24 protein-coding genes are annotated in these 21,732 nt (G+C 74.9%); 15 read left to right on the top strand and 9 right to left on the bottom strand.

Annotation, left to right across the window (positions count from 1 at the left end):
* The first annotated feature begins 87 nt into the window (after window positions 1–87).
* The 5 genes from MY526_RS10700 to tsaD are packed head-to-tail and all read left to right on the top strand — an operon-like array spanning window position 88 to window position 3,301.
* Window positions 88–717: a uracil-DNA glycosylase gene (locus tag MY526_RS10700; protein ID WP_436703867.1), complete on the top strand. Its 630-nt coding sequence runs from the start codon at window positions 88–90 to the stop codon at window positions 715–717.
* Complete coding sequence (gene tsaE / locus MY526_RS10695; RefSeq protein ID WP_436703866.1) at window positions 714–1,169, top strand: tRNA (adenosine(37)-N6)-threonylcarbamoyltransferase complex ATPase subunit type 1 TsaE; 456 nt, start codon at window positions 714–716, stop codon at window positions 1,167–1,169. The genes MY526_RS10700 and tsaE overlap by 4 nt, the downstream gene beginning before the upstream one ends.
* Before the next feature lie 11 nt (window positions 1,170–1,180).
* On the top strand, window positions 1,181–1,819 hold the full coding sequence (gene tsaB / locus MY526_RS10690) for a tRNA (adenosine(37)-N6)-threonylcarbamoyltransferase complex dimerization subunit type 1 TsaB (protein WP_436703865.1): 639 nt from the start codon (window positions 1,181–1,183) through the stop codon (window positions 1,817–1,819).
* Window positions 1,816–2,271, top strand: coding sequence for a ribosomal protein S18-alanine N-acetyltransferase (gene rimI, locus MY526_RS10685; RefSeq protein WP_436695327.1), 456 nt, complete (start codon window positions 1,816–1,818; stop codon window positions 2,269–2,271). The genes tsaB and rimI overlap by 4 nt, the downstream gene beginning before the upstream one ends.
* The gene (gene tsaD, locus MY526_RS10680) at window positions 2,264–3,301 is read left to right on the top strand and encodes a tRNA (adenosine(37)-N6)-threonylcarbamoyltransferase complex transferase subunit TsaD (RefSeq protein ID WP_436703864.1); all 1,038 of its coding nucleotides are present in this window, start codon (window positions 2,264–2,266) and stop codon (window positions 3,299–3,301) included. Before rimI ends, tsaD begins: the two co-directional genes overlap by 8 nt.
* A gap of 24 nt (window positions 3,302–3,325) precedes the next feature.
* Here tsaD and MY526_RS10675 read toward each other — a convergent pair whose 3' ends face one another.
* Window positions 3,326–4,552: a THUMP-like domain-containing protein gene (locus MY526_RS10675; RefSeq protein WP_436703863.1), complete on the bottom strand. Its 1,227-nt coding sequence runs from the start codon at window positions 4,550–4,552 to the stop codon at window positions 3,326–3,328.
* Between the two features lie 189 nt (window positions 4,553–4,741).
* On the opposite strand from MY526_RS10675, the gene groES reads away from it, so the two are divergent.
* Window positions 4,742–5,050 carry a co-chaperone GroES gene (gene groES / locus MY526_RS10670; RefSeq protein ID WP_436695330.1) on the top strand — a complete coding sequence of 103 codons (309 nt, stop codon included), beginning with the start codon at window positions 4,742–4,744 and terminating at the stop codon, window positions 5,048–5,050.
* Window positions 5,051–5,162: 112 nt separating this feature from the next.
* Window positions 5,163–6,806 (top strand): chaperonin GroEL, encoded by a 1,644-nt coding sequence (groL, locus tag MY526_RS10665; protein WP_436695331.1) that lies wholly within the window; start codon window positions 5,163–5,165, stop codon window positions 6,804–6,806.
* 162 nt (window positions 6,807–6,968) lie between these two features.
* On the opposite strand, the gene MY526_RS10660 is transcribed toward groL, so the two are convergent.
* The gene (locus tag MY526_RS10660; RefSeq protein ID WP_436695332.1) at window positions 6,969–7,268 is read right to left on the bottom strand and encodes a WhiB family transcriptional regulator; all 300 of its coding nucleotides are present in this window, start codon (window positions 7,266–7,268) and stop codon (window positions 6,969–6,971) included.
* A 338-nt stretch (window positions 7,269–7,606) separates the two neighbouring features.
* On the opposite strand from MY526_RS10660, the gene MY526_RS10655 reads away from it, so the two are divergent.
* The gene (locus MY526_RS10655) at window positions 7,607–8,365 is read left to right on the top strand and encodes a response regulator transcription factor (protein WP_436695333.1); all 759 of its coding nucleotides are present in this window, start codon (window positions 7,607–7,609) and stop codon (window positions 8,363–8,365) included.
* A 135-nt stretch (window positions 8,366–8,500) separates the two neighbouring features.
* On the opposite strand, the gene MY526_RS10650 is transcribed toward MY526_RS10655, so the two are convergent.
* The gene (locus MY526_RS10650; RefSeq protein WP_436695334.1) at window positions 8,501–8,902 is read right to left on the bottom strand and encodes a DUF5319 family protein; all 402 of its coding nucleotides are present in this window, start codon (window positions 8,900–8,902) and stop codon (window positions 8,501–8,503) included.
* A 198-nt stretch (window positions 8,903–9,100) separates the two neighbouring features.
* Here MY526_RS10650 and guaB point away from each other — a divergent pair, with 198 nt between their 5' ends.
* From guaB to MY526_RS10630, 4 genes are all read left to right on the top strand, one after another.
* Window positions 9,101–10,606, top strand: a complete 1,506-nt coding sequence (gene guaB / locus MY526_RS10645) for an IMP dehydrogenase (RefSeq protein WP_436695335.1) — start codon at window positions 9,101–9,103, stop codon at window positions 10,604–10,606.
* A 2-nt stretch (window positions 10,607–10,608) separates the two neighbouring features.
* Window positions 10,609–11,748, top strand: a complete 1,140-nt coding sequence (locus tag MY526_RS10640) for a GuaB3 family IMP dehydrogenase-related protein (protein ID WP_436695336.1) — start codon at window positions 10,609–10,611, stop codon at window positions 11,746–11,748.
* Window positions 11,748–13,310, top strand: coding sequence for a glutamine-hydrolyzing GMP synthase (guaA, locus tag MY526_RS10635; protein ID WP_436695337.1), 1,563 nt, complete (start codon window positions 11,748–11,750; stop codon window positions 13,308–13,310). The genes MY526_RS10640 and guaA overlap by 1 nt, the downstream gene beginning before the upstream one ends.
* A gap of 116 nt (window positions 13,311–13,426) precedes the next feature.
* Window positions 13,427–14,011: a dienelactone hydrolase family protein gene (locus MY526_RS10630; protein WP_436695338.1), complete on the top strand. Its 585-nt coding sequence runs from the start codon at window positions 13,427–13,429 to the stop codon at window positions 14,009–14,011.
* A gap of 65 nt (window positions 14,012–14,076) precedes the next feature.
* Here the strand turns inward: MY526_RS10630 and MY526_RS10625 are convergent, their stop codons facing one another.
* Together MY526_RS10625 and MY526_RS10620 are read right to left on the bottom strand one after the other, a co-directional pair.
* Window positions 14,077–14,376 carry a hypothetical protein gene (locus MY526_RS10625; protein ID WP_436703862.1) on the bottom strand — a complete coding sequence of 100 codons (300 nt, stop codon included), beginning with the start codon at window positions 14,374–14,376 and terminating at the stop codon, window positions 14,077–14,079.
* Entirely contained in the window at window positions 14,369–15,313 is a 945-nt protein-coding gene (locus MY526_RS10620) for a PspC domain-containing protein (protein ID WP_436703861.1), read from the bottom strand. The genes MY526_RS10625 and MY526_RS10620 overlap by 8 nt, the downstream gene beginning before the upstream one ends.
* Before the next feature lie 124 nt (window positions 15,314–15,437).
* Between MY526_RS10620 and MY526_RS10615 the strand changes: the two genes are divergently transcribed.
* Both MY526_RS10615 and MY526_RS10610 read left to right on the top strand, forming a co-directional pair.
* Window positions 15,438–16,613 carry an ATP-binding protein gene (locus MY526_RS10615; RefSeq protein ID WP_436695341.1) on the top strand — a complete coding sequence of 392 codons (1,176 nt, stop codon included), beginning with the start codon at window positions 15,438–15,440 and terminating at the stop codon, window positions 16,611–16,613.
* Window positions 16,610–17,290: a response regulator gene (locus MY526_RS10610; protein WP_436703860.1), complete on the top strand. Its 681-nt coding sequence runs from the start codon at window positions 16,610–16,612 to the stop codon at window positions 17,288–17,290. Before MY526_RS10615 ends, MY526_RS10610 begins: the two co-directional genes overlap by 4 nt.
* Window positions 17,291–17,352: 62 nt before the next feature.
* Here MY526_RS10610 and MY526_RS10605 read toward each other — a convergent pair whose 3' ends face one another.
* The 4 genes from MY526_RS10605 to MY526_RS10590 form a co-directional block, all read right to left on the bottom strand.
* A complete protein-coding gene (locus MY526_RS10605) occupies window positions 17,353–18,729 on the bottom strand; it encodes an acetamidase/formamidase family protein (protein WP_436695343.1) in 1,377 nt (458 codons plus the stop codon).
* 113 nt (window positions 18,730–18,842) lie between these two features.
* The gene (locus MY526_RS10600) at window positions 18,843–19,577 is read right to left on the bottom strand and encodes a PIG-L deacetylase family protein (protein ID WP_436695344.1); all 735 of its coding nucleotides are present in this window, start codon (window positions 19,575–19,577) and stop codon (window positions 18,843–18,845) included.
* Window positions 19,578–19,644: 67 nt separating this feature from the next.
* Complete coding sequence (gene sigJ / locus MY526_RS10595) at window positions 19,645–20,550, bottom strand: RNA polymerase sigma factor SigJ (RefSeq protein WP_436695345.1); 906 nt, start codon at window positions 20,548–20,550, stop codon at window positions 19,645–19,647.
* The gene (locus MY526_RS10590) at window positions 20,547–21,101 is read right to left on the bottom strand and encodes a carboxymuconolactone decarboxylase family protein (protein WP_436695346.1); all 555 of its coding nucleotides are present in this window, start codon (window positions 21,099–21,101) and stop codon (window positions 20,547–20,549) included. The genes sigJ and MY526_RS10590 overlap by 4 nt, the downstream gene beginning before the upstream one ends.
* A gap of 164 nt (window positions 21,102–21,265) precedes the next feature.
* Here MY526_RS10590 and MY526_RS10585 point away from each other — a divergent pair, with 164 nt between their 5' ends.
* Window positions 21,266–21,673, top strand: a complete 408-nt coding sequence (locus MY526_RS10585) for a YybH family protein (protein WP_436695347.1) — start codon at window positions 21,266–21,268, stop codon at window positions 21,671–21,673.
* The last annotated feature ends 59 nt before the right edge of the window (window positions 21,674–21,732 follow it).

Genomic DNA, 21,732 nt, shown 5'->3' with positions numbered 1-21,732 from the left:
CGGTGCAGCGGTCGTCGGGGGAACGGTCCCACCGGGCGGCCCGGGCGGGGAAGGGCCGCTCCGTGGGCGGCTCGTAGGGTGGCCCCCGTGGCCGCCCCCCGACCGCCCCGGTTCGACGCCGCCGCCGAGGAGGTCGCCCGCGTCGCCGCCGCTGCGCCCGACTGGCCGGCGCTGGCCGCGGCCGCGCGCCCCTGCGTCGCCTGCCCCGAGCTGGCCGCGAGCCGGCAGCACGTGGTCGTCGGGGACGTGCCGGCGGCCGGCCGGCCCCGGTTCGCGCTCGTGGGCGAGGCCCCCGGGGCGACCGAGGACGAGACGGGGCGGCCGTTCGTCGGGCGGTCGGGCGCGCTGCTCGACCAGCTGCTCGCCGAGGCCGGCCTCGACCGCGGTGCGGCCGCCGTCCTCAACGTGGTGAAGTGCCGCCCGCCGGGCAACCGGACGCCGAAGGCCCCGGAGGTGGCCCGGTGCAGCGGCTGGCTGCGCCGCCAGCTGGAGCTGCTCGACCCGCCGGTGGTGGTCGCCCTCGGCCTGTCGTCGGCGAAGTGGTTCCTCGGCCCCCGGACGGTGCTGGCCGCGGTCCGCGGGCGCCCGCACGAGGTGGACCGCCGCGCCGTCTGGGCGACGTACCACCCGTCGGCGGCGATCCGGTTCGGCCCCAACGGCGCGCCGCGGGCGGGCCTGCTGGCCGACCTCACCGCGGTCGCGGAGAGCCTGGCGTGAGGCGGGAGCACCTGCTGCCCTCCCCGGAGGACACCCGGGCGCTGGGCGCGGCACTCGCCGAGCTGGTGCGCCCGGGCGACCTGGTGGTGGTGGTCGGGCCGCTCGGCGCGGGCAAGACCGCGTTCACCCAGGGCGTCGGCGCGGCCCTCGGCGTCCGGGAGCCGGTGACCTCGCCGACGTTCGTCATCGCCCGCGTGCACCGGGGCGGCCGGCTGCCGCTGGTGCACGTCGACGCCTACCGGCTGGGCAGCGTGGCCGACGTCGACGACCTGGACCTGGACGTGACCGTCTCCGACTCCGTCACCGTCGTCGAGTGGGGGCAGGGGCTGGTCGAGCAACTGGCCGACGAGCACCTCGAGGTCCGGCTGGACCGCCGCGACGACGACGTCCGGACGGCGCTGCTCGTGCCGCACGGCCCGAGCTGGGAGCAGCGCCTGGACGGCGCTGCGTAACCTCGTCGGTCGTGCTCGTCCTCGCTCTCGACACCGCCACCCCGACGCTGGTCGCCGGCCTGGCGCGCCGGTCGCCGGAGGGTGCGGTCGAGGTGCTCGCCGAGCGGGCGGTGCCCTCGGGGAACCGGCACGCCGAGCTGCTGACCATCGCGGTCGCCGAGGTGCTCGCCGAGGCCGGGACCACGGTCGCCGCGCTCGACGCGGTCGTCACCGGGCTGGGCCCGGGACCCTTCACCGGGCTGCGGGTCGGCGTGGTGACCGCGGCGGCGCTGGCCGACGCCCGCGGCGTCCCGGCCCTCGGCGTCTGCTCGCTGGACGCCGTCGGCTCCGGTGCCCGCACGGTGGTCACCGACGCCCGGCGCAAGGAGGTCTACTGGGCCGCCTACGGCGCCGACGGCGTGCGCACGGGCGGCCCCGGGGTGGCGCGGCCGGAGGAGCTGACCGCCGAGGGCCCGGTGGTCGGCGACCCGCGCTTCGCCGAGCGGCTCGGCGTCGAGGTCGCCCCGGCCGAGGTGACGACGGCGGGGCTGCTGCGCGCGGCCGCAGCCCAGCTGGCCGACCCGTCGTCCGCCGGCCCGCTGGTGCCGCTGTACCTGCGCCGCCCGGACGCCGTCCCGCCGACGTCGTTCAAGCCGGTGACGACGACGTGAGCGAGGGACTGCGGCCGATGCGGCTGACCGACCTGACCGCCGTCCTGGCGCTGGAGGAGGAGCTGTTCGCCCCGGACACCTGGACGGCGGCGATGTACCGCGACGAGCTGGCCCGCACCGACACCCGGCACTACCTCGTCGCCGAGGACGACGGCCGGGTCGTCGGCTACGCGGGCCTGATCGCCTACGACGACGAGGCGCACGTGGCCACCATCGGGGTGGCGACCGACCGGCAGGGCGAGGGGATCGGCGCCCGGCTGCTCGACGCGCTGCTGGCCGAGGCCGACCGGCGGGGGAGCCCGGTGGTGCTGCTGGAGGTGCGCGCCGACAACGAGGTGGCCCAGGGGCTCTACCGGCGCCGCGGGTTCGCCGAGATCGGCCGGCGGCGCGGCTACTACCAGCCCAGCGGCGCGGACGCCGTGGTGATGAAGCGGGAGAGGGTGCGTGGCTGACCAGCCGTTGGTCCTGGGGTTCGAGACCTCGTGCGACGAGACCGGCGTCGGGCTGGTCCGTGGGCAGACGCTGCTGTCGGACGCGCTGGCCACCTCCGTGGCCGAGCACGAGCGGTTCGGCGGCGTCGTCCCGGAGATCGCCTCCCGGGCGCACCTGGAGGCGATGGTGCCGACCGTGCACCGCGCGCTGGCCGAGGCAGGCGTGCGGGCCTCCGACGTCGACGCGGTGGCGGTGACCGCCGGTCCGGGGCTGACCGGCGCGCTGCTGGTCGGGCTGGCCGCGGCCAAGGCCTACGCGCTGGCCCTCGGCGTCCCGCTGTACGGGGTCAACCACCTGGCCGCTCACGTCGCCGTCGACGAGCTGCAGCACGGCCGGCTGGCCGAGCCGTCGCTGGCGCTGCTGGTCTCCGGCGGGCACAGCTCGCTGCTGCTCGTCCCCGACCTCGCCCGCGAAGTGCAGTCGCTCGGCCGCACCATCGACGACGCCGCGGGGGAGGCCTTCGACAAGGTCGCCCGCGTGCTGGGCATGCCGTTCCCCGGCGGCCCGCCCATCGACCGGGCCGCCCGCGACGGCGACACGCACGCCATCGACTTCCCGCGCGGGCTGACCGGTCCGCGGGACGCGCCCTACGACTTCTCGTTCTCCGGCCTGAAGACCGCCGTCGCCCGCTGGGTGGAGGTCCGGGAGCGGGCGGGGGAGCCGGTCCCGGTGGCCGACGTCGCGGCCTCGTTCCAGGAGGCGGTCGCGGACGTGCTGACGAGGAAGGCCGTCCGCGCCTGCCAGGACTCCGGCGTCGACCACCTGGTGCTCGGCGGCGGGGTGGCGGCCAACTCGCGGCTGCGCGCGCTCGCGGAGGAGCGCTGCGCGGAGGCCGGCATCGTGCTCCGGGTGCCCAGCCCGCGGCTGTGCACGGACAACGGCGCGATGGTCGCCGCGCTCGGCTCGCGGCTGGTGGAGGCGGGCGTGCCGCCGTCCGCCCCGGACGTCGGCGCCGACAGCTCCCTGCCGATCGACGTCGTCACCCGGTAGGGGCCGAAGTGGCCACTTCGGCCCTCAGGTGAGGTCGCAGACGAGGGCGGTCGGGGCACCGGCGACCCGGGTGACGACGACGACCGCCGACCCCGCACCGGGTCCGCGCAGCTGCCGCACCAGCGCCTCCGGCTCGATCGGCGAGCCGCGCTTCTTCACCACCACCCGGCCGACACCCCGGGTCCGCAGGAGCGCCTTGAGCTTCTTCAGGTTGAACGGCAGCACCTCGTCGACCCGGTACGAGGAGACCCAGGCGGAGCCGGCCGGCGCGTCCGAGGTCAGGTAGGCGATCGTCGGGTCGACCAGCGTGGCGTCGAGCTCGGCGGCGACCACCGACACCAGCCCCGACCGGATCACCGCGGGATCCGGCTCGTGCAGCCAGCCGCGGACCGGGCCGGCCGGAGCGGGTCCGGGGTCGGCGTCCGCCGTCAGCTCCAGCACCTCGTCGCCCCGCACCAGCGACGCCCGCCGCCAGGCCGTCGAGCGGCCGCGCCCCCACAGCAGCGCCTCGACGATCGAGCCCCCGGCCGACACCCACTCCGCCTCGACCCCGGTGGGCACCCGGTCGTGGTCCAGGCCGGGCGCCACCTTGACGACGGCGTGCGGCGCCCGGTCGAGCAGCGCGGCCACCGTCGACCAGGGCGGGGACCAGCGGTCGGGGTCCAGGAGGCGCCGTCCGCCGGCCCTGCGTGCGGGGTCGAGGACGGCGCCGGCGCACCCGGCCACCTCGCCACCGCGGGCGGCGTCGACCAGCTCGACGGCGTCGCCCGCGACCACCCACACCTGGTCGGACAGCCCCAGCACCTCGGCGTTGGCGGCGGTGAGCTCGCGGGCCAGCGGGTCCAGGTCTACGGCGAGCACGCGGGCGCCGGCCCGCGCGAGCGCCACCGTGTCGGTGCCCGACGCGCAGCCGAGGTCGGCCACGCTGTCGACGCCCCACCCGTCTGCGGTGTCCGCCAGCAGCCGGCGTGCCCGCCGGGCAGCCAGCGCGGGGCGGCCGGCCTGCTCCAGGGTGTCCGCGGTGAGGAACAGGACGTCGGCGTCGGCGCCGAAGGCCGGCCGCGCCCGCGCCCGCAGCCGGGCCAGCTCCCAGGCCGGGCCGGCGTGCTCGGGGCCCACCTCCGCGCGCAGCCGGGCCAGGCCGGTCAGCAGGTCGCTGCCCTCGGCCAGCAGGACGGCGGCCCGGGCGGCGGCCGCGGCCCCCTCGGGGGTGCGCAACCAGCGGAGCTGGGCCAGCGCGTCGTCGGGCACGGGGACAGACTGGCGCACGGCTCGGTCCCCGCTCGGGGGACCCCGGTTGAGCGGCTGGCACTCTCGTGGGTAGAGTGCCAAATCGACACGGGCAGGTGCCTGACCCCCGCGACGGCAGGCCCGGATCCCGTGCCACAGCATCAGCTCCACCCGACCCAGCCGATCGACACCGAAGGGGGCGTCACCGACGTGACGACCGCTACCAAGGTCACCATCAAGCCGCTGGAGGACCGCGTCGTGGTCCAGGCCAACGAGGCCGAGACCACCACCGCCTCCGGCCTGGTCATCCCGGACACCGCCAAGGAGAAGCCGCAGGAGGGCACGGTCGTGGCCGTGGGCCCCGGCCGCGTCGACGACAACGGCAACCGCGTCCCGCTCGACGTCCAGGTCGGCGACGTGGTCATCTACTCCAAGTACGGCGGCACCGAGGTCAAGTACGCCGGCGAGGAGTACCTCGTGCTCTCCGCCCGCGACCTGCTCGCCGTCGTGGAGAAGTGACCTCTCCGCCTCCCTGAGCTGAACAGCTCCGCCTCGACCGCCCCGGCGACCCGATTTCACCGGGTCCCGGGGCGGTCGTCGTCTGACCCCGCACCCTGATCGGAAGGGCCCCATGGCCAAGATCATCAAGTTCAACGAGGACGCCCGCCGCGCGCTCGAGCGCGGTGTGGACAAGCTGGCCGACGCGGTCAAGGTCACCCTCGGCCCGCGTGGGCGCAACGTCGTCCTCGACAAGAAGTTCGGCGCTCCCACCATCACCAACGACGGCGTCACCATCGCCCGCGAGGTGGAGCTCGACGACCCGTTCGAGAACCTCGGCGCCCAGCTGGCCAAGAACGTCGCCACCAAGACCAACGACGTCGCCGGCGACGGCACCACCACCGCGACCGTCCTGGCCCAGGCGCTGGTGCACGAGGGCATGCGCAACGTCGCGGCCGGCGCCAGCCCGACGGCCCTCGGCGCCGGCATGCGCGCCGCCGCCGACGCCGTCTCCGCGGCGCTCGACGAGGTCGCCATCCCGGTCTCCGACCAGCAGTCCATCGCCGAGGTCGCGACGATCTCCGCGCAGGACGCCGAGGTCGGTCAGCTGATCGGCGAGGCGATGGAGAAGGTCGGCAAGGACGGCGTCATCACCGTCGAGGAGAGCAACACCCTCTCCACCGACCTCGAGGTGACCGAGGGCGTGCAGTTCGACAAGGGCTACCTGTCGCCGTACTTCGTCACCGACCAGGAGGCCATGGAGGCCGTCCTCGAGGACGCTCTCGTGCTCCTGGTCAGCGGCAAGGTCAGCGCCCTGGCCGACCTGCTCCCGCTGCTGGAGAAGATCCTCTCCACCGGCAGCCGCCCGCTGCTGATCGTCGCCGAGGACGTCGAGGGTGAGGCGCTGTCGACCCTGGTCGTCAACTCCATCCGCAAGACGATCAAGGTCGTCGCGGTGAAGTCGCCGTACTTCGGCGACCGGCGCAAGGCCTTCATGACCGACCTCGCCGTCGTCACCGGCGGCCAGGTGGTCAGCGAGGACGTCGGCCTGAAGCTCGACCAGGTCGGCCTCGAGGTCCTGGGCACCGCCCGGCGGGTCACCGTCGACAAGGACAACACCACGATCGTCGACGGCGGCGGCACCTCCGAGGGCATCGGCGACCGCGTGGCCCAGATCCGCCGCGAGATCGACGCGACCGACTCCGACTGGGACCGCGAGAAGCTGCAGGAGCGGCTGGCCAAGCTGGCCGGCGGCATCGGCGTCATCCGCGTCGGGGCGGCCACCGAGGTCGAGATGAAGGAGAAGAAGCACCGGATCGAGGACGCCATCGCCGCCACCCGCGCCGCGGTGGAGGAGGGCGTCGTCCCCGGTGGCGGCTCGGCGCTGGTGCACGCGGCCACCGCGATCGACGCCCTGGACCTCACCGGTGACGAGCTGACCGGGGCCCAGGTCGTCCGGCGGGCGCTGGACGCCCCGCTGGCCCGCATCGCCGGCAACGCCGGCTTCGAGGGCCAGGTCGTGGTGAGCAAGGTCCGCGACGCCGGGAAGGGCTCCGGCTTCAACGCCGCCACCGGCGAGTACGGCGACCTGGCCGCCCAGGGCGTCATCGACCCGGTCAAGGTCACCAAGGCCGCGCTCGGCAACGCCGTCTCGATCGCCGCGATGGTGCTCACCACCGACTCCGCCGTCGTCGAGGCTCCTGAGGAGGAGCACGACCACGCCGGCGCCGGGCACCACACGCACGGCCACTCGCACGGCCACGGGCACAGCCACTGAGCTGAGCGCGACCGGTGTTGATCATCGGCACGTGGCGGCGCGCTCCGCCGCGTCGCGCGACCACGTGCCGATGATCAACACCTGAGGCGGCGTCGACGCAGACACGAGAGAGGGCCGGTCCAGCAGTCGCTGGACCGGCCCTCTCGGCGTCTCTGGTGGGCGTCAGACCCCCGCGGCGACGGCGGCGGGCTCCGCGGCGATCAGCCGGGCCCGCTCCTCCTCGCTCATCCCGCCCCACACCCCGTAGGGCTCGCGGACCGACAGCGCGTGCTTGAGGCAGGCGTCGATGACGGGGCAGCGGGCGCACACGGCCTTGGCGGCCGCCTGACGACGGGCCCGGGCGGGACCGCGCTCACCGTCGGGGTGGAAGAACAGCGCCGTGCTCTCGCCACGGCAGGATCCGTGCAGCTGCCAGTCCCAGACTTCGGCAACGGGCGTGGGCAGGCGGCGGATGTCGGCCATTCGTCCTCCTCGGCTCGGTGCGAGCCGGAGGGGGCGGTCCGGCTGCAAGGGGCCGGTGCCCGAGGCCTCCGCGGGTCAAACACACCGTGACCCCGCATTTTCTCGGATGTCGTCTCCCCCCGCTGGGTGAGAGCGGCTGTCCACACCACCTGTAGTCGATCAAGGTGACTGCAGGGCGTGCCGACCTCCGGCGTGGGACACCCGCCAGAGCCCGGCACAGCCACGGCGACGGCGGGGGACCCCGGGCAGGGGATCGACCGCCCGAGCGACACCCGGCCGGGGGATCCGGGCGGTGGCACCCGACCGGCAACGAGCGGTCGGGAGAGCGAGGAGCAGGCGTGATCGACGACAGGATGCGGGGTCCCGGACACGGGACGACGACCGTGTGGGTCTACGACGAGCGGCGTCGGGTCCGCGACGACATCGCGGGCCGGCTGGTGGCGCTGCCGTTCGTCGGCCGCGTGGAGGTCGTCGGCGACGCCGCGGCCCTCATGTCCCGGCTGGCCACGCGGATGCCCGACGTGCTCCTCATCGGCACCCAGCGGGCCATGGACTCCGGGCTGACGGTCGCCACCCAGGCGCTGCGGGCCCACCCCCGGCTGCCCGTCCTGGTGCTCGGTGCGCCCGACGACGCCGAGACCGTCCGCGCGGCGGTCTCCGTCGGTGCCCGCGGGTACCTGCGGTGGGACGCCAGCGCCCTGGAGATGGGTCTGGGCCTGTCCCGCGTCGGCCTGCGCGTCGACGGCCGGGGTCCCGCGCCGGCGATCCCGCACCAGCCGGTGCCGCTGGCCTCGGTCGGCGCCTCCGCCTCGGCGGGCATGGTGCCGTCCTGGAACGGCGCCACCGCGCTGGCCGGAGCCGCCCCGACGACGGTGCGCTCGACGGTCCGCGAGGCCGCTCAGGTCAGCCTGTCGATGCGGGAGATGCAGGTGCTCACCGGCATGAGCCAGGGCAAGAGCAACGCCCAGATCGGCCGGGAGCTCTACCTGTCCGAGGACACCATCAAGACCCACGCCCGCCGGCTGTTCCGCAAGCTCGGGGCCAAGGACCGCGCCGAGGCGGTGGCCACCGGCTTCCGCCGCGGCATGATGTCGTAGCGCCACGACGGTCGTAGCGCCACGACGACGAGGGCCCTCTCCCGGTCACCGGGAGGGGGCCCTCAACCTGTTCCGGCCCCGCTGCAGGGGCCCGCCCCGAGCGTGCGAGGGGCGGGGGCAGCGGGGCCCCTCTCCTCAGTCCTCGCGGGCGTGCTTCCCGCCGCGGCCCTCGCCACCGGGCTCCTCGCGGTCGGCCATCGCGGCGATCCCGTCGGCGTACCCGCTGGCGTAGTCCCAGCTGACGTAGTCGTCGGGGTCGGGGTCGAACGGGGGCTCGTGCCGGCCGGTCTGGCCCTCCTCCAGGAGCTGGCGCAGGTTGGCCTGCATCAGGGCCCAGTCGACGTGGTGCTCCTCGTCGCAGTCGGGGCAGTCGACGACGATGCCCTTGATGCCGGTCGGCTCCAGCAGCGTCCGGAAGACCTCCAGCTCGGCGAGGTCGTCCAGCACGCCGGCCCGTTCCTCCATGGTCAGCGGCGGGGGCCCCGGCTGGTCGGCGGGCCCGAAGTCGGGGCCGGCCGTGTCGTCGAACGGGTTCACGCTGCCTCCTCGCTGGCGCTCGTCGGTGCGTTCACCAGGTTGCTGTGCCTCTGCGCGGGCTCGCCCGCCCGCGCGCGGTCCCCACGGTAGTGGCCTGACGGGGATCACATCGAGCCCCGGACGTCGCCGCCTACGATCGACGTCGGCTCCCCGCGCGCCCAGGAGGGTGCCGGCCGATCCGGAGGGGTGGCGGCATCCATGCAGCCCGACCAGTTCGTCCCCGAGCTGCCGGCGAAGTTCGCGCCGCTCGGCCTGACCTACGACGACGTCCTGCTCATCCCCGGTGAGTCCGACGTCGTCCCGGCCGAGGTGGACACCAGCAGCCAGCTGACCAGGGGCATCCGGCTGGCCGTGCCGCTGGTGTCCAGCGCGATGGACACGGTGACCGAGGCGCGCATGGCGATCGCCATGGCCCGTGTCGGCGGCGTGGGGGTCCTGCACCGCAACCTCGCCGCCGAGGAGCAGGCCGGCCAGGTCGACCTGGTCAAGCGCTCCGAGGCCGGCATGGTCACCAACCCGGTGACCTGCTCGCCGGACAACACCCTCGCCGAGGTGGACGCGCTCTCCGCCCGCTACCGCATCTCCGGCGCGCCCGTGGTCGACGCCGACGGCGTCCTGCTGGGCATCGTCACCAACCGCGACATGCGGTTCGAGACCGACCAGTCGGTGCTGGTCCGCGACGTGATGACGCCGATGCCGCTGATCACTGCCCCGGTCGGCGTGGACGCCGACACCGCCCTGCGGCTGCTGTCGAAGCACAAGGTGGAGAAGTTGCCGCTGGTCGACGACGCGGGCCGGCTGCGCGGGCTGATCACCGTCAAGGACTTCGTCAAGCGCGACCAGTACCCGAACGCGACCAAGGACGCCGACGGCCGGCTGGTCGTCGGCGCCGCGCTCGGCGTGGGCGAGGACGCCTACAAGCGGGCCGGGCTCCTGGTCGACGCCGGGGTCGACGTGCTCGTCGTCGACACCGCGCACGGCCACCAGCGCGCGGTGCTGGAGATGGTCACGCGGGTCAAGGCCGACTTCGGCGTCCAGGTGGTCGGCGGCAACGTCGCCACGCGGGCCGGCGCGCAGGCGCTGGTCGACGCCGGGGCGGACGCGGTGAAGGTCGGTGTCGGCCCGGGCTCGATCTGCACCACGCGGGTGGTCGCCGGTGTCGGCGTCCCCCAGGTCACCGCCATCTACGAGGCGGCGCTGGCGGCGCGGCCGGCCGGCATCCCGGTGATCGCCGACGGCGGCCTGCAGTACTCCGGCGACATCGCCAAGGCCCTGGTCGCCGGCGCGTCCACGGTGATGATCGGCGGCCTGTTCGCCGGCGTCGAGGAGGCCCCCGGCGAGCTGGTCTTCGTCAACGGCAAGCAGTACAAGACCTACCGCGGCATGGGGTCGCTGGGCGCGATGCAGAAGCGCGGCAACCAGTCCTACAGCCGGGACCGCTACTTCGCCGACGACGTCCTCTCCGACGACAAGCTCGTCCCCGAGGGCATCGAGGGTCAGGTGCCCTACCGCGGCCCGCTGGCCGGCGTGGCGCACCAGCTGGTCGGCGGGCTGCGGGCCTCGATGGGCTACGCCGGTGCGTCGACCGTCGAGGACCTGCAGGACCGCGGCCAGCTGACCCGCATCACCTCGGCCGGGCTCGTGGAGAGCCACCCGCACGACATCCAGATGACGGTGGAAGCACCGAACTACAGGGGGCGCTGAGCATGCCCACGCGTGACACCGTCGAGATCGGGCTCAACCGCTTCGCCCGCCGCGGCTACGACCTCGACGAGGTCTCGATCGTGCCGTCCCGGCGCACGCGGGACGTCGACGACGTCTCGACGGCCTGGCAGATCGACGCCTTCCGGTTCGACATCCCCCTGGTGACCAGCCCCTCGGACGCCGTGGTCAGCCCCGCGACCGCGATCGCCGTCGGGCAGGCCGGCGGCCTCGGCGTGCTCAACGCCGAGGGCCTGTGGACCCGCTACGACGACCCGATGCCGGCCTACCGGCAGCTGCGCGAGGCGGCCGGCGAGGTCGCCCCGCCCGTGTCGCTGCTGCAGGAGATCTACTGCGAGCCGGTGAAGCCGGACCTGATCACCGCCCGCATCAAGGAGATGCGCGACGCCGGCGTCACCACCGCGGTGCGCGTCTCGCCGCAGCACACCGTGCAGCTGGCGCCCACGGTGCTGGCGGCCGGGGTGGACCTGCTGGTCATCCAGGGCACGATCGTCTCCGCCGAGCACGTCACCAGCCAGGGGGACGCGCTCAACCTCAAGGAGTTCATCGCCGACCTCGACGTGCCGGTGATCGTCGGCGGCGCGGCCAACTACCAGACCGCGTTGCACCTCATGCGCACCGGCGCGGCCGGCGTGATCGTCGGCGTGGGCGCGGACAGCTTCTCGACCGGCGACGCCGTCATGGGCGTGCGGGTGCCGCTGGCCAGCGCGATCGTCGACGCGGCCGCCGCCCGCCGCGACTACCTGGACGAGACCGGCGGCCGGTACGTGCACGTGATCGCCAACGGCCGGATCGAGACGAGCGGCGCCATCGCCCGAGCGCTGGCCTGCGGCGCGGACGCCGTCCAGCTCGGCGAGCCGCTGCGCACCGCGGCCGAGGCGCCCGGGGGCGGCATCTGGTGGGACTCCGTGGCCGCCCACCCGCGTCTGCCGCGCGGCGGCACGTCCGCGCCGGTGGCCCCGAACGGGTCGCTGGAGCAGGTGCTCCTGGGCCCGGCGGAGACGGCGGACGGCCGCACCAACCTGTTCGGCGCGCTGGCGCGCACCATGGCCAAGACCGGCTACCGCGACCTCAAGGAGTTCCAGCGGGTCGACCTCGTCATCGGCGGGAACGGCGCCGGCTGATGGACTTCCCGACCGTGCTCGTCGTCGACTTCGGCGCCCAGTACGCGCAGCTGATCGCCCGGCGGATCCGCGAGGCCGGCGTGTACTCCGAGATCGTGCCCTCCGACGTCCCGGCCGAGGAGATCGTCGCCCGCAAGCCGGCCGCGATCGTGCTCTCCGGCGGGCCGTCCAGCGTCTACGCCGAGGGTGCCCCGCAGGTCGACCCGACCCTGTTCGAGGCCGGGGTGCCGGCGTTCGGCATCTGCTACGGCTTCCAGGCGATGGCGCAGAGCCTGGGCGGGACGGTCGCGCACACCGGCGACCGCGAGTACGGCGGCACCCCGCTCACGGTCACCACGCAGGCCAGGCTGTTCGGGTCGCTGCCGGTCGAGCAGTCGGTGTGGATGAGCCACGGGGACGCCGTCAGCACCGCCCCGCCCGGCTTCACCGTCACCGCCACCTCCACCGGGGCGCCGGTCGCGGCCTTCGAGGACGTCGACCGCAAGCTGGCCGGGGTCCAGTTCCACCCCGAGGTGCGGCACACCGCGCACGGCCAGACGGTGCTCGAGCACTTCCTCTTCGACATCGCCGGCCTCGAGCCCACCTGGACGATGGCCAACGTCGTCGAGGAGCAGGTCGAGCGGATCCGGGCCCAGGTCGGCGACCGGCGGGCGCTGTGCGCGCTGTCGGGCGGGGTCGACTCCGCCGTCGCCGCCGCGCTCGTGCAGCGGGCCATCGGCGACCGGCTGACCTGCGTCTACGTCGACCACGGCCTCATGCGGGCGGGCGAGACCGAGCAGATCGAGCGGGACTTCGTCGCGGTCACCGGCGCCGACCTGCGCGTGGTCGACGCCCGCGAGCAGTTCCTGTCCGCGCTGGCCGGGGTGAGCGACCCGGAGCAGAAGCGGAAGATCATCGGCCGGGAGTTCATCCGCGTCTTCGAGCAGGCCGCGCTCGACGTCGTCCACGACGCCCAGGCGCACGGCGAGGCCGTCGACTTCCTCGTGCAGGGCACGCTGTACCCCGACGTCGTCGAGTCCGGCGGCGGCACCGGGACGGCGAACATCAAGAGCCACCACAACGTCGGCGGGCTGCCCGAGGACCTGACCTTCACCCTCGTCGAGCCGCTGCGGACCCTGTTCAAGGACGAGGTGCGCGAGGTCGGCCTGCAGCTCGGGCTGCCCGAGTCGCTGGTGTGGCGGCAGCCGTTCCCGGGGCCGGGGCTGGGCATCCGCATCGTCGGCGAGGTCACCCAGGAGCGCCTCGACGTGCTCCGGCAGGCCGACGCGATCGCCCGCGCCGAGCTGACCGCCGCCGGCCTGGACCGCGAGATCTGGCAGTGCCCGGTCGTGCTGCTGGCCGACGTCCGGTCGGTGGGTGTCCAGGGCGACGGGCGGACCTACGGGCACCCGATCGTGCTGCGGCCGGTGTCCAGCGAGGACGCGATGACCGCCGACTGGACCCGGCTGCCCTACGACGTGCTGGCCCGCATCTCCACGCGGATCACCAACGAGGTGCGCGAGGTCAACCGCGTCGTCCTCGACGTCACCAGCAAGCCGCCGGGCACCATCGAGTGGGAGTGAGCCCGGTCTGACCCGGCCTGGGCGGGGCGCCGAGACCTGCGCAGTCGTGGCGATCAGAGGCTGATGGCCCCCGGTTCGCAGGTCTGGATGTCAGTGGGCTGGGCCAGGCTGGCGGCATGGCCTCGATCGCGCTCTTCCACTCCGTCCTCGGCGTCCGCCCGGGGATCACCGACGCCGCCGCCCGGCTGCGGGCCGCCGGGCACGAGGTGCTCGTCGTCGACCAGTACGGCGGCCGGGTGTTCGACGACTACGCGGAGGCCGGCGCGCACGTCGACGCGGTCGGCTTCCCGGCGCTCATGCAGCTGGCACTGGACGCGGTCGGGGAGCTGCCCGACGGCTTCGTCGCGGCCGGGTTCTCCAACGGCGCCGGGATGGCCGAGTACGTCGCCACGCAGCGGCGCTGCGCCGGGGCGCTGCTCGTGTCCGGCGCGCTGCCGGTGGCGGTGCTCGGCGCCGGCGCCTGGCCGGCGGGGGTGCCCGTCCAGCTGCACTACGGCGAGCGGGACCCGCACCGCGTCCAGGAGTGGGTCGACGGCTTCCTCGCCGACGTGCGGAGCAGCGGCGCGGAGGTCGAGTTCGTCGAGCACCCCGTCGCCGGGCACCTGTTCACCGATCCCAGCCTGCCCGGCGAGCACGACGCGGCCGCCACCGAGGTGTTCTGGGAGCGGGCGCTGGCCTTCTGCGCCCGCGTCGCCGGCTGAGGACGCCGGAGGGCCCGGGGAGCGATGTGCTCCCCGGGCCCTCCACCCGTCCGCCCCCGCGGGGCTCAGCCCCTCCGGCGGCGGGCCTTCCGGACCTCGCTGAGCAGCAGGGCCACGCCGGCCCCGATGAGCAGCAGCCACAGCAGGCCACCCTCGGCCACCAGGCCGAACGGGACCACCGCACCGGCCATCAGGACGATGGCCAGGATGCAGAACGCCAGTCCGGGGACCAGGGCGGCGAGGTCGACACCGCGGCGCTGGGGCGGCGGCGGAGCCGGGTCCTCGAGGGCCAGCGGGGCCACGTCCTGCCAGGCCTGCTCCTGCCAGGCGGTGGGCGTCGTCGGGAACTCGCTGTAGTCAGGCACGGGTCACCTCCACGTCGCCGATGCCGGCGTCGATGTCCAGGACGATCTCGGGGTCGTCGTCACCGGTCCAGGCCGCGGAGCCCTGTCCGGGGAACAGGCCGCCGTCGGAGGTCCGGTCGCCGAAGACCTCGATGCTGCCGATGCCGCTGTTCGCCTCGACCCGGACGTCGGCCGAGCGGGGGACCCGGATCTCGACGTCCCCCACGCCGGCGTCGAGCCGGGTGGTGATCGCGCCGTCCAGGTCGCTCAGGTCGATGTCGGAGAGGTCGAGGACCACGTCCCCGACGCCTCCGCTGTACACCGGCCGGACGGCGTCGGCGGTCGTCGGGTGGTACGTGCGGTCACCGACGCCGCCCTCGATGTTCCGCCACGGCTCGGCGGTCACCGCGATGAGCGCGACGGAGAGGAGGGCGCCGAGGGCGATCAGGCCGCCCTTGGCCCGCCGTCCACCGGAGAAGGCCGCGGCCACCAGGCCGAGACCGACCACCAGCAGGGCCGAGCCGAGCACGAACCGCGGGGCGACGGACCAGTCGGTGAACCGGCTGATCAGCACCATCGTCCCGACGACGATCAGCAGCCCGGCCACCGTGATCCCCGGCACCGGGGAGCGCGGGCCGGCCGGCGCCTTGACGCGGCCGGCGCGGGACGCCCCGATGCCGCCGCCCGAGCCGGCCGACATGAAGATCCACAGCAGCAGGTAGACGGGGATGCCCGGGCCGGCGAGGGCCAGGGCGACGAAGCCGACCCGCCACAGCAGCGCGTCGATGCCGGTGTACTCGGCCAGGCCGCCGGAGACGCCGCCGATGACCTTGTCGGTGCCGCTTCGTCGCAGCGGCGGGCGGACCTGCGGGCCGGGCGGGAACGCGTACTCGGCGGCCGGCGGGTCGAGCGGTGGGGGAGCGGGTGGTGCGGGGGGAGGAGGGGGTACGGACGTCATGCCACAGAGCCTGCGACGCGACGGGCGCCTCGGACATCAGGGAACGCCCCCAATCGACCCTGGTCCCCCTTCCAGGGTGGTCACCGGTGTCGAGCCGGGGCCGCGTGGTGCGACGATCGACAGCGTGACGACGACTGCCCTCGTGCCGCAGCGCCCGCCGCTGGCGCGGCCGCGCTCGGGGCGGCTGCTGGCCGGCGTCGCCGCGGGGACGGCGGTCCACCTGCGGCTGGACCCGCTCGTCGTCCGGATCGCCCTCGTCGCCCTCGCGGTGACCGGCATCGGCGTCGTCGTGTACGCGCTGCTGTGGTTCTTCATGCCCGTCGCCGCCGTCGACGCCGAGCCCTCCGCCGCCGCGCCGGGCGAGGAGCCCAGCCGCCGGCAGGCGCTCGGGCTGAGCCTGCTCGGGGTCGGGGCGCTGGTGCTGGTCACCAACATGGCCACCTGGGGCAACAGCGACCTCGTCCTCCCCCTGCTGCTGGTCGGCTCCGGATTGGCGGTCATCTGGCGGCAGCTGGACACCGACCGCACCCTCGCCCAGCCGGGCGTGCCGTGGGTGCTCGCCGGCGGGATCGCGCTCGGCGCGGTCGGCCTGGTGCTGCTGCTGGCCACGACCGGGCAGCTGACCAACGCCCGCAACGGCTTCGCCGCCACGCTGGTGATCCTCGTCGGCGTGACCCTGGCGACGGCGCCGCTGTGGCGCCGGCTGCTCGCCTCCCGGGAGGCCGAGCGCACCGCCCGGGTCCGCTCGGAGGAGCGGGCCGCGGTCGCGGCGCACCTGCACGACTCGGTGCTGCAGACCCTCGCGCTCATCCAGCGGCACGCCGAGGACCCCAAGGCGGTGGCGCGGCTGGCCCGCAGCCAGGAGCGTGAGCTGCGCACCTGGCTCTACGAGCCGGAGAAGGCCGCCGAGGGCACCTGGTCCGCCCTCGTCTCGGGGGTGGTCGCCGACGTGGAGGCGGACCACGCGCTGACCGTGGAGTCCGTGGTCGTCGGCGACGCCCCGGTCGACGAGGCGCTCGCCGCCCTCGGCGCCGCCACCCGGGAGGCGCTGGTCAACGCGGCCAAGCACTCGGGTGCGACGTCGGCCGACCTCTACACCGAGGTCACCCCGCAGCGGGTGGCCGTCTTCGTGCGCGACCGGGGTGCCGGGTTCGACCCGTCGTCCGTGCCGGCCGACCGGCGCGGGCTGCGCGACTCGGTCACCGGCCGGCTGGACCGGGTCGGGGGGTCGGCGACCGTCCGGTCGTCGCCGGGAGAGGGGACCGAGGTGGAGCTGTTCCTGCCCAGGGAGGCGGCGTGACGTCGGCGGCCGCGCCGGCCGGGACGCGCGTCTTCCTCGTCGACGACCACGCGATGGTGCGCTCCGGCGTGCGCGCCGAGCTCGGCGACGCCGTGACGGTGGTCGGCGAGGCCCCCGACGTGTCCACCGCGATCGAGGGCATCCGGACGACGGTGCCTGACGTCGTCCTGCTCGACGTGCACCTGCCCGGCGGCGGCGGGCACGCGGTGCTCGAGGCGCTGCGCGGCGAGCTGCCCTCTGTGCGCTGGCTCGCGCTGTCGGTGTCCGACGCGGCCGAGGACGTGATCGCCGTCATCCGCGCCGGTGCCCGCGGGTACGTCACCAAGACGATCTCCGGACCGGACCTCCGCGACGCGGTGAACCGGGTCGCCGAGGGCGACGTCGTCTTCAGCCCGCGGCTGGCCGGCTTCGTGCTCGACGCGTTCGCCGCGACCTCCTCGTCGGCTCCGGCGGCGCAGGCGGACCCGGCCACCGACCCCGGTCTGGACCTGCTCAGCGCCCGCGAGCGGGAGGTCATGCAGCTCCTGGCCCGCGGCTACACCTACCGCGAGATCGGCTCCCGGCTGTTCATCTCGGTGAAGACGGTCGAGTCGCACGCGTCGAACGTGCTGCGCAAGCTGCAGCTGTCCAACCGCAACGAGCTCACCCGCTGGGCGGCGACCAACCGCCTGCTCTGAGGGGCAGAGATGGCCATCTCTGCCCCTCAGAGGCGCCGAGGGAGGCCCCGCTCGGCCGGCCCTCAGCCGAAGTGGCTCTTGGGGATCACCGCGTGCACGCCGACGGTCCGGTCGACGACCTGCGACACCATGAAGTCCGCGGCCGCCGACAGGTAGGCGTAGGCGACGGCGCGGTCCATGCCGAGGTCGTCCTGCAGGAAGTCCAGCGCGTTGAGCACCGCGCGCCGGCTGGCGGTGTCGAGGTCGCTCACCTGGCCGCCGCGCGACCCGTCGGGGTCGGAGAGCCCGATCGGCACCCAGGCGTCCGGCGTCTCGCCGAACGGGTACCGGTAGGCGACCGACGGTGCGTCGCCCGACCCCGGCTTGCACACCGTCAGCCGGTAGGTGAGCCGGAGCGAACCCTCCAGCGCGGTGAGCGCCACCTCGCCGTTCCCCATCGACATGTGCGGGTCGCCGACGGAGAACAGGGCGCCCGGGGCGACGACGGGCAGGTAGAACGCCGAGCCGACGTTCAGCAGCCGCACGTCGATGTTCCCGCCGCCCACGGTCGGTGGGATGGAGTTCACCAGCGCGTCGTTCAGCGCCGGGGCGTCGGCGACGGTGGCGACCGCCATCAGGCCGGCGAACGGGTCGACCGGCCAGGCCACGCGGCCCCGGCTGCCGACGGGGAGGTGCGCCCGGGCGCCGTCCCGGCCGTCCTCCAGCGGCGTGAAGGTGGACACGTTGTTGTAGCGCAGGGGGTCGCGGGTGCTGCGGCCGTCGGGCGTCGTCGGCATGACCTCCTCCGGGCGCAGCTCGCCGGCCGGCGGGAGGAAGCCGGCCGACAGGGCGCCGCGGCCGTGGCGGCTGGAGACGACGCCGTAGGGCACCCGGGGCAGGGCGCTCAGCGTCTCGACCTTGAGCACGTCGCCGGGCTCGGCGCCCTCCACCCACACCGGACCGGTGACCACGTGCGGCCCGTCGGTGTCGAAGTTGCGCGGGTGCCGGTCGTACCCGGCCGCGACGGCGACCGCGTCGTCCAGCACGTGCTCCCGGGGGACGCCGTGCCCGGCGAAGAAGGCGGCCGGGTCGCGGCCCTGGTCCTCGAGGATCCCCTCGTGACTGACCGTGTCGACAGTGAGCGTGCCGCCCGAGCGCACCGACGCGACCGGGGCGTCGCCGACGCGGGGCAGGTAGCCCCAGCGGACCTCGTCCGGGAGGGACTGCAGGTAGACCTCGCCGTCGATCGGGCCCCGGCCCGGCTGCAGGATCTCGCGGGGCAGGCGGGTGGTCGTGCGGGGGGCGGCTGACGCCGGCGAGGCGACCGCGACGCCGGCGCCGAGCACCGCCCCGGCGGCGAGCGCGGCCTGGACGAAGGCGCGCCGGCCGATCCCGCGTTCGACGATCTGCGCGGCGGCGGCCGGGTCCGGCCGGCCCTCCTCGGGCGTGGTCAGTGTCATGGGTCTCCCGTCGCTGGTGTGCTGGACGGGTCGAGTGGAACCGAGGGCCGGTTACGAACCGGAGTCACGCGTTCCACGAGGGTTTCCGGGTGCGCGGCGGCTCCGCTGCGTCGTCAGGCCGTGTACACGACGTGGAAGGCCTCGCCCAGCCGGCCCGGGGGCAGGCCCAGCCGGCGGCCGGTCTCCCGCATCCACCCGGTGACGAACTCCTCGAGCCCGGTCATGTGGCTGACCTGCGTGACGTGGCTCTTGAGCGCCGCGAACTTCAGCTCCACCACGTCGGTCACGTCGACGACGTGGTCGGCGCGCGGACTGGCGGTCAGCCAGACCTCGGGCACCGTCCAGGCCTCGAGCCCCTCCTCGGCCAGCAGTTCCGGGAAGGCGAACGGGTTGCGGGCGTCGGGGTAGACCGCCCGCATCGTGGACTCCCCGACGGTCATGTGGTCGGGGTGGCTCGCCCCGATCCGCTCCCAGAACCGCTCGGGGGAGCTGGTGAGCACCCGCTGCGGCCGGACCTGCCGGATGACCCGGCTGATGTCGCGGCGCAGGTCCAGGGTCAGCTCCAGCCGGCCGTCGGGGTAGCCGAGGAACCGGACGTCCTCGCACCCGACGACCTTGGCCGCGGCCTGCTGCTCGGCCCGCCGCAGCGGACCCATCTCCTCGCGCGGCGTCTCGTCGTGGCCGCCCGCGTCCCCGTCGGTGACGATGCAGTAGGTGACCTCGGTGCCCGCCGCCGTCCAGGTGGCGACTGTGCCGGCGCTGCCGAAGTCGACGTCGTCGGGGTGGGCGAGCACGCACAGGGCGCGCTCGACGTGCTCGGCCGGGCTGCGGGGCTGTGGGGAGGTCACCCGCGGGAGCCTAGAAGAAGGCCCCTCCGGTCCCGGCGGCTCGCGGCCGGTTCCTGCACGAGGGCTGTCAGGGCAGGACCAGCCCGCGCAGCTTGTCCGGGTTGCGGACGACGAGCACCTGCTGGACCAGCCCGTCGACCAGCACCAGGGACATCGTCACGTAGGGCTCGTCCCCGACCCACGCGACGACGGCCGGCTGGCCGTTGACGTCGACGACCTCGGCCCGCAGGCCCTCGATCGCCTGGCCCTGCGTCGTGGTCGCGAGGAGGAAGCGGAGCACCTTCTCCGCGCCCGCGATCGGCCGCAGCGCCGCCTTCGCCTTGCCCCCGCCGTCGGTCACCAGCACCACGTCCGGCGCGAGCGCGGCGAGGAGCGCGTCGACGTCCCCACCGGCGCAGGCGGCGAGGAAGCGCTCGGTCACCTCCCGCTGCGCGGACCGGTCGGCGTCGAAGCGGGGCTGGCGGGCCTGCACGTGCTCGCGCGCGCGGTGCGCGGTCTGCCGGACGGCGGCCTCGCTGCGGCCCAGGACCGCGGCCACCTCCGCGGCCGGCAGCCCGAACACCTCCCGCAGCACGAAGACGGCCCGCTCGGCCGGGGACAGCGTCTCGAGGACGACCAGGAGCGCCAGCGAGACCTGCTCGCCGAGCACCGCCGCCTCGTCGGGGTCGCGTGGAGGAGCGGCGCCCGCGACCGGGGCGGACCCGGTGAGCAGCGGCTCGGGCAGCCACGGGCCGACGTAGCTCTCCCGGCGGCTGCGCGCGGAGTCCAGCCGGTCGAGGGCCAGCCGGGAGGTGATCCGCACCAGGTAGGCCCGCGGGTCGGCGACGTCGCCCCGGTCGGTCGCCGACCACCGCAGCCAGGTGTCCTGGACGACGTCCTCGGCGTCGGCCACGCTGCCGAGCATCTGGTAGGCGACGGTGAACAGCAGCCGCCGGTGCCGGTCGAAGGGCGCCAGCGCGTCGGTGCCGGTCATGCCCGGGCGGGGAGCTCGCAGCGGTCCCGGAAGCCCTGGCTGGTGAGGCCGAGCGCGCTGTTGAACCGCGACCGGGTGTTCTCCACGGCGACCATCATCGTCAGCTCCACCAGGGCGGCGTCGTCCAGCCGGCGCCGCAGACCGGCCACCATCTCGTCGGTGACGGCGAGCGGTGTGGTGCTCATGGCCTCGGCGTAGGCCATCACGTCCCGCTCCAGGTCGGTGAAGACGTCGCTGTCCCGCCACGTCGGGACCGCCCGCAGCTTGACGGGGTCCACGCCCTCCCGGGTGCTGATCCAGTAGCCGAAGTCCACGCACCAGGAGCAGCCGATGTGGACGGCGGAGGCCATGACGGCCAGCGCCTTCAGGGTCGGGTCGAGCTCGTTCCAGCGCGCGAGGGAGGTCTCGAACCGGCTGTCGGTGACCAGCACCCGCCGGTTGTGCGCCATGGCGGAGAACGGTTCGGGCACCACGCCGAAGGTGCGGCGGGCGTACCACTCGGCGAGCCGGTTCAGGCGGGTGCGGGGCGGGTCGAGCGAGATGCGGGCCATGGCGGTCGTCCTCTCCATCGGGTGTGCACAGGGAGACGGGACGGCGCCGCGGAACGTGACACGCCGCCGCGGGGTTCCGCGGGTCCGCGGCCGGGAGGACCCTGGCCGTCCACGGTGCTGGGGGACGGCGGGCTGCACGACGGGTCCGCCGGGGAGGAGTGGACGTGGACCCGGACTTCACCGCGACCCTGGAGCGGACGGCGAAGGCGCTGCAGGCGATGGGTTCCGGCGACCCCGGGCCGTACGCGGCCCTGTGGGCCCGGTCGGACGACGTCACGCTCTTCGGTGCCTGGGGGCCCATCGAGAAGGGCCACGAGGCGGTGACCACCACCTTCCAGTGGGTGGGCAGCCGGTTCAGCGACGGGGGCCTCACGCCCACCTACGACGTCGTCGAGGTGCGGGGCGACCTGGCGTACACGGTCGGCATGGAGAAGGGCGTGGTCCGCGTCGACGGTGGTGAGCCGCGGCCCATGACCATCCGCGCCACCCACGTGTACCGGCGGCTCGACGGCCAGTGGTGGCTGGTGCACCGGCACGCCGACTTCCCGCCCCCCGACCAGCGCCGCAGCTAGTGCCGCGGCTGCCAACCTTTGCCCGGTGCAGGACCGGTTCTCGGCTGGGGCGGTGCCGG

This window comes from Geodermatophilus sp. CPCC 205761 (genome assembly GCF_051383655.1).
In the GTDB taxonomy this organism is placed as follows: Bacteria; Actinomycetota; Actinomycetes; order Mycobacteriales; family Geodermatophilaceae; genus Geodermatophilus.
The sequence above is the reverse complement of the archived record's forward strand: the minus strand, read 5'-3'. Positions and strand labels throughout refer to the sequence as shown.